This window comes from Weissella oryzae SG25 (assembly GCF_000691805.2).
Lineage (GTDB): Bacteria > Bacillota > Bacilli > Lactobacillales > Lactobacillaceae > Weissella > Weissella oryzae.
Window position 1 is genome coordinate 1 of record NZ_DF820507.1, and the last position, 11,842, is coordinate 11,842.

General features: G+C 37.3%; 18 protein-coding genes. All 18 read right to left on the reverse strand.

The annotated features are described in order from the left end of the window. Positions 1 to 325, reverse strand: a 325-nt coding sequence (locus TT13_RS10420) for an Ig-like domain-containing protein (protein ID WP_045477274.1), incomplete at its 3' end; no start/stop codon positions are given. 60 nt (positions 326 to 385) lie between these two features. Then, positions 386 to 1,045, reverse strand: a complete 660-nt coding sequence (locus tag TT13_RS10425; protein WP_027699897.1) for a major tail protein — start codon at positions 1,043 to 1,045, stop codon at positions 386 to 388. After that, positions 1,026 to 1,412, reverse strand: coding sequence for a DUF806 family protein (locus tag TT13_RS10430; protein ID WP_052348633.1), 387 nt, complete (start codon positions 1,410 to 1,412; stop codon positions 1,026 to 1,028). The genes TT13_RS10425 and TT13_RS10430 overlap by 20 nt, the downstream gene beginning before the upstream one ends. Next, positions 1,409 to 1,831 carry an HK97 gp10 family phage protein gene (locus TT13_RS10435; RefSeq protein ID WP_027699898.1) on the reverse strand — a complete coding sequence of 141 codons (423 nt, stop codon included), beginning with the start codon at positions 1,829 to 1,831 and terminating at the stop codon, positions 1,409 to 1,411. Before TT13_RS10435 ends, TT13_RS10430 begins: the two co-directional genes overlap by 4 nt. Continuing rightward, complete coding sequence (locus tag TT13_RS10440) at positions 1,821 to 2,183, reverse strand: phage head closure protein (RefSeq protein ID WP_027699899.1); 363 nt, start codon at positions 2,181 to 2,183, stop codon at positions 1,821 to 1,823. The genes TT13_RS10435 and TT13_RS10440 overlap by 11 nt, the downstream gene beginning before the upstream one ends. Continuing rightward, entirely contained in the window at positions 2,173 to 2,508 is a 336-nt protein-coding gene (locus TT13_RS10445) for a head-tail connector protein (RefSeq protein WP_027699900.1), read from the reverse strand. The genes TT13_RS10440 and TT13_RS10445 overlap by 11 nt, the downstream gene beginning before the upstream one ends. Before the next feature lie 58 nt (positions 2,509 to 2,566). After that, the gene (locus TT13_RS10450; RefSeq protein WP_027699901.1) at positions 2,567 to 3,757 is read right to left on the reverse strand and encodes a phage major capsid protein; all 1,191 of its coding nucleotides are present in this window, start codon (positions 3,755 to 3,757) and stop codon (positions 2,567 to 2,569) included. Then, positions 3,757 to 4,458, reverse strand: a complete 702-nt coding sequence (locus TT13_RS10455) for a head maturation protease, ClpP-related (protein ID WP_027699902.1) — start codon at positions 4,456 to 4,458, stop codon at positions 3,757 to 3,759. The genes TT13_RS10450 and TT13_RS10455 overlap by 1 nt, the downstream gene beginning before the upstream one ends. Beyond that, positions 4,458 to 5,612: a phage portal protein gene (locus TT13_RS10460; RefSeq protein WP_045477277.1), complete on the reverse strand. Its 1,155-nt coding sequence runs from the start codon at positions 5,610 to 5,612 to the stop codon at positions 4,458 to 4,460. Before TT13_RS10460 ends, TT13_RS10455 begins: the two co-directional genes overlap by 1 nt. Further along, positions 5,612 to 5,815, reverse strand: a complete 204-nt coding sequence (locus tag TT13_RS10465; RefSeq protein ID WP_190279671.1) for a DUF1056 family protein — start codon at positions 5,813 to 5,815, stop codon at positions 5,612 to 5,614. The genes TT13_RS10460 and TT13_RS10465 overlap by 1 nt, the downstream gene beginning before the upstream one ends. Further along, a complete protein-coding gene (locus TT13_RS10470) occupies positions 5,802 to 7,721 on the reverse strand; it encodes a terminase large subunit (RefSeq protein WP_027699904.1) in 1,920 nt (639 codons plus the stop codon). Before TT13_RS10470 ends, TT13_RS10465 begins: the two co-directional genes overlap by 14 nt. Beyond that, on the reverse strand, positions 7,721 to 8,194 hold the full coding sequence (locus TT13_RS10475) for a phage terminase small subunit P27 family (RefSeq protein WP_027699905.1): 474 nt from the start codon (positions 8,192 to 8,194) through the stop codon (positions 7,721 to 7,723). Before TT13_RS10475 ends, TT13_RS10470 begins: the two co-directional genes overlap by 1 nt. A 126-nt stretch (positions 8,195 to 8,320) precedes the next feature. Beyond that, positions 8,321 to 8,809, reverse strand: a complete 489-nt coding sequence (locus TT13_RS10480; protein ID WP_045477281.1) for an HNH endonuclease — start codon at positions 8,807 to 8,809, stop codon at positions 8,321 to 8,323. Continuing rightward, the gene (locus TT13_RS10485) at positions 8,809 to 9,102 is read right to left on the reverse strand and encodes a hypothetical protein (protein WP_027699907.1); all 294 of its coding nucleotides are present in this window, start codon (positions 9,100 to 9,102) and stop codon (positions 8,809 to 8,811) included. The genes TT13_RS10480 and TT13_RS10485 overlap by 1 nt, the downstream gene beginning before the upstream one ends. Beyond that, positions 9,062 to 9,532 carry a hypothetical protein gene (locus tag TT13_RS10490; RefSeq protein ID WP_027699908.1) on the reverse strand — a complete coding sequence of 157 codons (471 nt, stop codon included), beginning with the start codon at positions 9,530 to 9,532 and terminating at the stop codon, positions 9,062 to 9,064. Before TT13_RS10490 ends, TT13_RS10485 begins: the two co-directional genes overlap by 41 nt. Positions 9,533 to 9,570: 38 nt before the next feature. Then, complete coding sequence (locus tag TT13_RS10495) at positions 9,571 to 10,581, reverse strand: DNA adenine methylase (protein WP_027699909.1); 1,011 nt, start codon at positions 10,579 to 10,581, stop codon at positions 9,571 to 9,573. A gap of 323 nt (positions 10,582 to 10,904) precedes the next feature. Beyond that, entirely contained in the window at positions 10,905 to 11,390 is a 486-nt protein-coding gene (locus tag TT13_RS10500) for an ArpU family phage packaging/lysis transcriptional regulator (protein WP_045477282.1), read from the reverse strand. A 72-nt stretch (positions 11,391 to 11,462) separates the two neighbouring features. Continuing rightward, complete coding sequence (locus tag TT13_RS10505; RefSeq protein ID WP_027699854.1) at positions 11,463 to 11,786, reverse strand: MG284/MPN403 family protein; 324 nt, start codon at positions 11,784 to 11,786, stop codon at positions 11,463 to 11,465. Between the last annotated feature and the right edge of the window lie 56 nt (positions 11,787 to 11,842).

The following is an 11,842-nucleotide window of genomic DNA, read 5'->3' on the forward strand; positions in this document are numbered from 1 at the left end:
CACTGGCTACTGTCACAATGGCTTCATTTTCAGATAAGTAAGTCATGCCTTTATTGGTTGCACTTTCAGGGCTAATAACTCCAGCAACTTGTTTAGCTTCTCCAACCTTCATTGCAATTGTTTTTGGAGAAACTGTAACACCTGTAACAGACACCTTTTTTTGTGCTTCTGTCTTAAATGAAACTGGCGTTTTCTCTTCATTTCCTGCATAAGAAACTGAGTAATCATCATATTGCGTTTCTGGTGTTAAATCACTAATAACAATTGGTGAATCCACTGAAGATTGCACCTTACTAGTACCCTTATATAAATCAAATTTGGTCATAATTAATTAACCTCCAATGTCGCTTGCTTGTCTGTTGTCGCGATTTTGCCGACCACCGGACTATTTACTCGCTGGGTTTCCACCATCGCCTGAACCATCTGCTACCAACGTTGAAACATCAACCCCTGGGAAGAAGTCCTCAAACATGCGCTTTTCTGTAAAAGCTGCTTCTTCCGAATAATAATAGGCACCAAAGCCATCCTTTCCACGCTCAGCTGCCTTAATTGTCAACGCATCCTGAACTCGTTGGTCAGCTGCGTTGTTAGTTTGCATATTCTCAGTTGCCATTTGTGCGAGGCCTTTATAAAAACCAGCGTAAACTGGCTTATCAACATCAAAAGCTTCAGCTGACTTAACTAACACGGCAATATACGTATTATTTTTGCCGGCCGCTTCATAGCCACCGTCGCCCTTTTCTTTTCGGCCTAGTACACGATTTAATACTTGATAAGGAAGTGCATTAACTGTTAGTACTCCTTGAGGTGCAGCTTTACCTTGAGAAATCCAAACAATTTTATTTGAACCATAAATATCAGTCTGACTTCCTGACATATTAGTCAAATTGAATCCGACAATACCTTTTGCAGTTGTCTCATCTGCTACGAAAACTCCAACCTTATCTGTTGCATCACCGTTAATACCATCCACGCCTGTTACTACAGTATCTTTTGTGGCATCAATGACTGAAATATATGCTTTATCAATTCCTAATGTTGACATTAATAATCTCCTTATTTTTTGAAATAATAATAGTTGCCGTTAATTGAGCAGTATCTGGGTCAGGAATTGCTGGCCGTGTCGTCTCAATTAACCAATGCTTTTTATTTAATTGTTTTAATAAACCAATCATTTTGGTTTCAATATCAAAATCAATATTTAAACCAAAGAAAATCTGGATTTGAATATTAGAATTAAATGTTTGAAATGAATTACTAGCATAATCATCTGGCAAAATTGTACTGTTGCGCAAAAGAAAACACGTTTCTTCATCCGAAAAACGTGTCATATCTAATTTATTCAAATAAATTTTATCAGCCCAGCTTGCCAACTCTTTTACATCTAAATATGCATCATTAAGTGTACTCATAGGCTCTTTTTACCTTGAATGTTTTCTAATACCTTAGCTTGTATAATCGTCGCTTCATTCTGAGAATTAGAGACAGCTTGGTCATAAAATGAATCACCAGGGCGTTTAACAGTTCCATCATTAAGAAATCTGGCAATTCGTGCATGATTTACATCTCGTGTACTAAAACCTACTGCCGTACTCCCATCAGCCCTTGTCTTTTCTAACTTTCCTGATACAACTGAGTCTGCTAAATGCTTCATCTTTGTTGTGTCTCTATCATCCTGATAATGCTTTGCTTTAGTAACTTCAGCAATATTTCTCTTAACCACCTCAGCTCCAGCTCCCGTAATAGTTTCTCTTTCTTCAATGGTTAGATTCACTAAATTGCCCACATTTTTTAGCCAATTTGAAGTCATAGATTCAAAATCATTTGGCATGAGTTTCACCTCGCTTTTCAACACGACGTAGTGTGATGACGTCATAAGAATTTAAACCATTTCCGACTCGTTCATCTGAACTATTAGTTGCTACCATAAATAAATCATCCTTAATTTTGCAATATAAACCATGCTTAATTTCTGAATTATGTCTGATAGCAATTATCTTAATTTCACTCTCGCCGAGGCCTTCTAATTCATATTGTTGCGAAATCGTTTGTTGACGATAGCCAAACCAAACTTTGAATTCAGGAACAAATTCTTGTTTCATCTGACCATTCACATCATAATCGGTATTCTGAAACGTACCAAATTCACAGCGCTGATTAAATTGTAATCCGTTAATTTTCATTAGCCTGCTCCTCCATGAATGAATCGTATCGATAGCGAAGCTGCCCAATGATTGAATTCACAGCTAAATTTACTGGCGACATTGGGATATTAGAGATAGACGTTCTAGCGTTGTAATAACCCGTCGCTTGGGCGATTACAGCGGTTGTTAGCATTCTTTTAACCTCTTCTATCTCGAAAAAGCTTTTATAATCTTCATCACGACCGATTGCCCCATAAATAAAGCCTTCTGCTGTATCAATATATAAACGAAGCAAGTTATCATCTTCATTTGAATCAAGCCGTAATGAGAGTTTTAGCTTATCAAATACTTCGTCGTCTTTCATTTACTCCACCTTAATTGTCGCTGTAGTATCGGTCGTCACGAGTTCTTTGACGGTCGGATTAATTGCTCGCTGGTGTAGTTGCTTGTTGATCAGCAATTGCCTTAAACGAACCTGCTACCCATGCTTCAGTGTCAGTTGCTGTTACATCAAAACGATCGATAACACGAATCTTAGTTGTATCTGTCTCGAATGCACCACCGCCAATATTCGTTGATAACAATGACATATTCTCTCGATCAAACAACGTAACAGCCTGCTTCAAGTCTCCAAAATATAATGGCATAAGTCCGTTTACATTTGGTAACCACTTATCAGCAATAACAGTAACTACCTTACCTTCAATCATTTTAATTTCGGGATTAGTGACGTTCGGTTGAATCAAATAGCGACCCTGCGCATCTTTGACCTTAGCTAGCGCAGCAAAACCAGATGTATTCGTCATAAACATTGAAGTCGCTTGGATGGCAGGATCAACTGTATTTAAAGCTAGTTCCTTAATATCATCAAATTTTGTTAGCGTTGGCTTTTTCGGAACAGTATTCATTGCTGCAATAATTTTGACGTTACGGGTAACTACTGTCTTACGAGCAATCCATGTCGATAGCCATGCTAAGATGTTCTCTGCCGTATCATTCAAAAGTGAGTTAGTGATTGTGTTAATTCCTGCGTATCGCTTAATTGTATATTTAATAAGAGATAGCTTTGGTGCATCTTGTTCTTTAATCTCTGCATCTTCAGCGTCCAAATCAGCTAAAGGTGTAACATCTGACCACTTCTCATATACTCGTGACCCAGATGCGGTAGAAACAGATTCTTTATTCACATATTGTTCTAATGAATCATATTGTCGCTTCAGTTCATTAATTGCAGTTTTAACATCAACAGGAATTGTCAGCCCAATTTTATTGCCACTCTCATCAGTAGATGAATTGATAGAGTTAACTACCTTTGGGTCACCTTTCATCATTCCTTTAAACTCGTTAACAAACTTAGTTTTTAAATCCTTTTCAGAATCTGACAACGGTTCTACTGTTTCCATGTTTAAAATTTCGTCAGCTCGTGCATCAACTAGATTATCATGTGCCAAATCCCGTTTAGCTTTAGCATTAACAATCTCTGTTTGAATAGCTTGAATATCTTCAGCAGTTGCATCTGCCATAACCATCGCCTGTGCTTTATTCTGTAGGTCAGAAACCTTTTGGCCTGCTGCAACCCACGCGTCATTTAAATCGTTAATACTTACTGTCATTAAATTTCTCCTTGTAATAAAATAGCCGCTTTAGATTTAATATCTAAGCGGCTAGTGTCTTCGTTCTTTGGTGTTTCTTGCTTTGCTTGTAAAATCATCGTACCAATCTTATTCACAACTGCATCAGGTAACATACCACTGTTCATAGAATTTGTTACCTTAGATTTGCTATCTTCAACAAACATAATCGAGTCAGCGAAATGATAATCTACAGCATCTTTAGCAGTCAAAAAGGTTTCATCAGACATCATCTTTAAAACATCTTCAACTGGTAATCCGGTACGTTGTACATACGCATCTGCAATTGATTTATCAGTTTTATCCAGTAAATCAGAAATCTTTTCTAAATCATCCTTGTTACCTTGAATGTTAATAGATGCTTGATGAATCATGATTTGAGCTGTTGGTGAAATATTGATTTCGTTTCCAGCCATCGCAATTACTGAAGCAGCACTGGCTGCCATGCCTGTTACATTAATAACTACGTGCTTATCTGATTGGCGAAGTGCTGTATAAATCTCACTAGCAGCTACGACTTCACCGCCACCTGACGATAAATTAACAACAATTTCATCGTCATCAGTATTGTTTAGCAAATCATGAATCTTACTTGGATGAATTGAATTCAATCCTACCCAATCATAAATCCATCCTTGCTCATCGCCCATTACAGGCCCAGTTAAATTGATAACGTTACTCACTATTCCTCACCTCCTTTCTTTGTCATGATGTGTGTTTCTGCAATATCAGGAAAGTCATTCGACAGATATCCCTTCTGTTTAAGCAATAATTTAGCCTCTCCAGAGGTTAGAACATTAGATTTAACCATTTCAGAAGTAGTCGTTAATAGCGAAGTATGAAGCAAATCTGATACCTGTGAAAGGTCCATTTCTACTTGAGTTTTAAACTTAAAACTCAACTCACTTTCAACTGGCGTTGAAAATCGATTTAGTCCTCGCATATATTGTTCCATCAGCATAGTAACGGAAGATTGTTGGTCGCTCTTCCCTGCTAGGTCGCTGCCCTTTAAGCCATAAACTTTGGCAATTTGGTCACCCGTCCAATCAGCTTGAGATAACAATTTAGAAATATCACTCTTTATTTCCAGAGGTGAATATTCTTCTAGCTGGTCTAAGACGATAGGCCCCTTCGTTGATAGTTGGCGCATAAATGATTTAGAACGCCCACGTTTATCTTTCCAATTCGATAAGCCACCATCTTGAAGCCTTAAGATTCCTGGAGCTAAAACTGACTGATCTAGGGCTGATTTAGTTAAATCATCAGATGATTTCTTAATGCTTAATTCATTAGCCAGAGAATACAAAGGACTAAGCGCAGTTTTTCCGCCATTGGTGCTCAACATTCGTAAATGGATAATATCTGAGCTTGGCACAGCTTCTTTAACACCAATATTGGGACTATCAAACGAAATATTATATGTCAGACCCGACCCATCACTCAGTAAATAAGTGTTTACTTGACTTGGTCGTAAGTATTCCAGGCGTATGTCTTGTCCGTTTCTATTGCGCCAACGGTAAGCAAAGGACTCACCCCCTAATAACATTTGCGCATACATCGATTGCCAAAATGAAAAACGATTGGCTGTAGGTGTTGGATTATCCAATAAAGAGCTAACCTTTGAATTTTCGGTAATTAATTTTGATAACGCCAAGTCTCCACTTAATTTAAAAATAACAGAGTAAATATCTGAATTTTTTAAAGCATCCCTAGCACTAATATAGGTTGCTTTTGCAGGATTTAAGAAATTCATCACACTGTCATCGTCATTAATGCTAACTCCCACATTGCTAGTTAATCCTTTTGCTGAATTACCTAACACATTAAATATAGGCACTACATCTCACCCCCTCCTTTTCGTTTAGCTTCAATTTGTTCCACCAGGAGTCCTGCTAATAAGAAAGTAATAGCCAAAGTTAAATACCCCCAACCTTGCCCAAAATAAAAGCCTCCGCAGTTAAATGCACCTGCGCAGGCTATAAAAAATAGAACATCAAGAACATTCCAAATATTCGCAAATAATTGTTTAAAAATCATCATCGTCCCTCCAGTCATATAATTCATCGTCCATGACACCAGAATCACTATTTTCACCAAATAGCCAATCGTAGCGTTCCTGTGGTGTCATTCTTTCAACTGCCTTACTTGGGTTATTAATTTCCGAAAACTCCTCGAAATGATACATACCTTGATATAAAGCATCAATAATGGCATCGACCACATCAATTTTTAGAGTGGCTTTGTCTTTATCAACTTGAATACCAACCTTGTCTTCTTTAATTACTGCATTTAATAAAGCTTTTTCCATTACTTTATCGTCTAAACGAGTGATTGTTTTTTCAATGAAGCCTGTTTGCAAGAATTTAGTTGGATGCATTAGGAATTGTGTTGTTTGCTTTACGGGCATAAATTCCCAAGACAGATTATTTTCCATTCGTTTAATGTAATCGGTCGCACCCCAAGAGTCATAAGCAAACAACATTACTTGTAAATTATTATTATCGACGTATTCCAACATATATCGGTAGACCTGATCTGGATTTATTAATCCCTCAGGGTGTGTAGTAATTGTACACAAGCCTAGCTGCTCAAGTGCACGATAATTAATACCATCTTGTTTCTCTTTTACTTCAATCGAACCTGCTTTGTTCCAGGGAATAAATGAATGTTGTTCAATATGCCACTTATTAATACCGTTCTTATCAACGTAAGGATAAACAAAGGCAAAGGCTGTGTTATCAGACATCAACGAATTATCAAAACCGATGTATACTTCTTTCCCTCGTATATCAAATTCCGGTATGACGGCGGCGTTAATATCATCCAAACTCAAATAACTATCAGCCTTTTGTTGTAACCACAAATTCATATTTTTATTTTGAAAATCAGCAATGTTACCTGAAAGCATATCACTATCACGCTTATCAACAAGTCCCTGCATTAAGGTCTTCTTTTCACTTGGTAAGTCTAAGAGTGGGTTCGATTTGCTCCATGTTTCAGGTTTAAAACTCTCATCCAATGAATCTTGAGCCCAAATTAACCCCAAATAACTATCGGCATCTCGGTTGAAATCTTGTTCCATTGCTTGTTGAAGCATTATCTGATCTGCCCTAAACGGCACTGTTGGGTCAGGATAGGAGGTAGATATTTGAATAAATTGTCGATTCGTAACTTTAACTTGTCCGGAAATAATTTTCGAAATTTTATCTCGACTTTTAACTTCTCCAATTTCATCAAAAATTGCTGTCGTGAAATGAAAGGAATCATATTGCCCGGCTTCATGTGAAATAGGTCTGATAATATTATTTTGCTTACGCATAATGATTTGATCACTTTGAATTGCTCTCTCATCTAATCCCACTTCATTAGCCAGTTCTTTAAATGGTTCTGTTTTGATAATTGTTTTTAGCATCGTTTTAATATAACCAAATAGCTTATTAGTTTGCTTATAATTGATGGAAGAAACAAGATAATCCTGATTGCTTAGTCCTAATGACTCCATCATGAATGTGTAGCACATTAAGATTGCAAGTAAGTACGTTTTACCCTGACCTCGGCCAACAGAAATAATAGCTCGACTATAACGTTTACCACCATTATCGTTTCGCCAGCCCATTAACTGAGACATTATAAACTTTTGCCACGGCATTAGCTTAGTTGGTTCTCCAGTATCGACATTTGGTGCAATTGATGCAAATTTAAGAATGTTCTTAACTTCAACCAAATTATATGTATACGGGAAATCTTCTCTTCCTTGACGTTGCAAGTCTCTTAAATGTCTAAAAGCTGCTAATTTTATCAAATAACCTGATGTGACTTTTTCATTCAACACATCAAACGCATACATAGTCCCTGGATCTTTATATTTCAACTTCACATCATCAAAATTCAATCTATTATATTCACCCAACACATCATGGGATACGGTTAAATCAATATCGCTCATTAATAACTATCCTCCTCACTATTACTAAAGAATGCTTTCATCTTATCTGATGCACTCTCTTCTGTAGTTTCATCCCCAGCCAAATTCATCAATTCAACTCGACTTTTGGGCGTCAAACCTAACTCAACAGCAATACGGGTAAGGTTTTTAATTGCTGAATCATATATTTGTGTCATAGGATTACGTTTATACCCAACAAAATCAGTAGCAATCACATTCCCCATACTATCTTGAACAGATTTATAAATAGCTTGAACTTCTCCATTTTCCTGAATATGCTTGTAAGCATTTCTAAAAATTTCGTACTGCGTACAATACATCTCTACTAAATTTGAATCAATTCTATTTACAGCCGTATTCTCTTCTAAAAAGCCGACTACTTTACGCCATATTGCCTTAGCTTGAGTACCCAAATAATCAGGCGGACGATAGGCCAAACGCCCGTCATTAACATCTTTATCGGCTTTTTTCACTCTATCATCTCCCTTCCTCTATCTGGGGTACCCCCCCTACCTAAAATATTTCAAAAATTGCTTTCGACACAAGACGATGAACTGTGTGCGCTCCTTTTCCTGTCAAACACACGGGGGGCTTATTTTTTAAACCTCAATCATCTTGGCTATTGTTGCGACACTTTTGATAGTTGCCGTCGTTTTAGCTTTATTACCTTGCCCTGTACCATAATACTGTTGTTCCCACTTAGTCTTTCTTGTATGACAAGCGCCACAAATCACAGCTAGATTATCTAACTTAGCTTTATCATCTGGCCTGTATTCAATTGGCACTATATGATCCACTACCTTAGCAGGTTTGACTCTTCCTCTTGCTTGGCAGTACTGACACATGTAGTTGTCACGCTCTAACACCTGTTGCCTTAGTCCAACCCATTGCTTGGTTCGATAGAAGTTTGATTGCTCACGCTTCACTTCATTACGTTTGCGATCAATCTTGTTATATCTTTGGACCATTGCTCTGTCATGCCTATTGTTCATCTCTTGCTCTAAGTCTTGATGAGCTGAGCAGTATGCTTTGCCATTCTTGGCAAGCTTATGACACCCAGCCATTCGACATTGTTTAACTCTTGGCATTATCTAGATAAACTCCTCATCAGATTCTGTAACCAAATTCCTTCGAGCAATCGCCCTGCATTAATCGTACGAACTAATGACTTCTCTTCTTCTGATAACAAATGATTCGCATGATGAACCTCTTGTTTTGATTCTTCGACAGCTACATCTGCTACTGCATTCTGATTACGCGTATACTTCTTGCCACCTCGTTTGATGTAGCCTGTGACAGACCCATTCCCGTAAAGATCAACATATTCAGGTCGATTATATTCATTTGACCTTTGCATTCGTTCTAATAGATTCTTTTTCATATTCTCTCCAGCCTGCTCGTTCTTTAGCTCCACTAATATAAGCACTATATGCAATATTAAATAGCTGTTTAATATCTCCTGCTTTCATATCATTTAATACTAGAAAGCCACCTCGACCTATTACAATATTGCTAATTCCTAAACCATCTAAACAAGAATTAAGTATCTGTCGTACACTGCGATAGAGAATTATTACTTTTAAACCGCCATCTGCACTTTGATAAACAGACTCATTCTTAGCCATATTGATTAATTTAAATGTGTCAGAATAAAAATACTGTTCTTCAAAATCAAAATCACGTGTGTTTGCTTTGTGTGTCACTACTAATTTAGTGTAGGTTTTCAAACTAGCTGCCTCCTTATCTAATTGTCTCAGTATCCTCAGCTCTTCATCGCCAGATACTAAGCCATACTCTTTATCTTTTCTCATAACTACACAACTCTCACCACCTTTCATTGCAAAATAGATTATTGCTTTACCATGAATAACTTTTCGTAACGCTTGCCGGTTCCTCCTTGGAAAGTAGAACGTGCCGTTTTAAATTCAAAGACCGGTTCGAATCTATCGTCACTAATCTCATAGCTAGAAATTAGGACAACGTTATTTTTAGACATAGAAAAAGCCCAGTCATAAAATGCTGAGCTATCAAAAACATCTTGAACTGTCTTATAATACATTCGATTTCTATTGTTATCACTTGTACCTAATTTATACTCGATACAATCTTCAATTAGCTTAGTACCACTTGGAAGCTTTACAAGCTTATCTCGCATCGTTTGGTATTTTTCAACCGGAATTTTAATCGGGCATATTTCGTTATATCCAACTGAATTTTCATAAGGTGGATCTAAATACAAAATAGATTCGGTGATATTTGAGAAATTTTTGTAATCTAGGTTGGTTGTTACCACGTCATTAACTTGTTGTAATTGCCATAACTGCTGTAATTGCCCTAACTGCTGTAATTGCTGTACCGTTGCCATTCTGTTTTTATATGTATCCGTTTGCTTATATCCAGAGAACATATCATGATTGCTAATTATTTTTACTGCTAATTCATATTTATCATCAGCAATATCAACTCCATACAAATAACCTTTTCTGTTATTGCCAAATGAATTAACTAGCAACTTCAACTCGTCATCAACAGTTTTATCTTGCTTATCTCTAATCCAAACAAACTCTTCACGACTGACAATCAACGTTTTAATCCATTCCCTATCCTGACTAATTACACGTTGGAACATATCAGTAATAGACTTGTCTAAATCGTTATAATGTACGTCTAAGCCGTTTAAAATTAGTTCTGCGGTAATTGCACCACCGCCACCAAAAATGTCATACACAGGCTTGTCAGTGCCGAAATTCTGCTTAATAATTTCAACGATCTTCTTGCTAATCTTTTTCTTTGAACCAACATAAGGCAAACCAATCGGCTTACCCTTTCTAATTTTCTTTTCGTCTAATACCAGTTCCAAAACTCGCCCCTATCTGATTGCAAAATAAAAGAGCCGATATTTCTATCAGCTCTATGGCCACGCTCACCTAAACTAGTATGCTATCCGCATAAAGCAGATAAAGGCAAACACTACATACCACGAGTTACCGTGGGCTTTCTGGACAACCTGTGTCCATATACAGCAGGTAAGGATTTGCACCTTACATGACTTGGACTTACTCAGTGGTGCCAAATCCGTCACTGCGCTAACGTCTACCTATTCCGTCACTGCTGTTATTCAATTTTTGAACAATATCATAATACAACGGTTTTACTCCACCGTGCCTACAATGAATTTCCACTCTACCTATAATTATATTCTGAACTCTCTGGGTCAAAAGGTGTTTCAGGCTTACTTTTATCTTTTGCACCCTCGAGGACAAATACTCTTAAATCTTCAACATCAGCAAACGCCCAAACAAACTGCAAAAATGCTTCTCGAATAAGTTGGTAACCTCGGCTTTCAGAATAACCCATTTGTTCGAATATCTTGTCCCACTTCACCATTTTGAAATATCTCAATTCGATAATATCCCTATGTGGAAACTTCATAGTCCTACATGCTTCAATAACTTCTTCTAAAATCATTTCAGCGTAAGCGTGGTTAGTTAGCTTCTCATCAGTTGCATTGTTAATGCTACGACTTGACGGCATGCCACTGATGATTGGTGACTTAACATCAACATAAGATTTATGAGCCATTCTTTTAATCGTAGGTAATTCTTTATCAAAAAAGTACCTAGCTTTTTCAACAGTTCTTGCTTCATCTAATTCTGGTAACAGTGCCACAACCTACGCCCTCCATGATAAAATAAAGTTACTAGATATATCCTCATGGCGCTGACTTCGGTTGGCGCTTTTTTATTTATCCAAGCACAGAAATCCAAAATCACTAGCTAAATCTGCAAACTCTAATAATGCCTTCTTCTTATGCCGGTAATATGTCGAGTCTGACCAGTAATCTAATCTCTCCATTACTTGGTTATTACTCAACTCTTTAATGAATTTCAGCTCAATAATTTTACTGCTTTCATCTTGCATAACTTCCAATACGCTTTTAACTAAATCCACTATGCGTTGGAATTCTGGCTCGTGAAACGCGGCTGCACGTCTGTTAGCTATCCTGAAGTCTGTCTCAAACCATTTGCGTATCTTGCCGAGACGTTTAATCTCTCGTTCTGCCATCACTTAACTCCTAATCCTGACTTCAAACCCACAATAAAATCATATGGCATTAATAA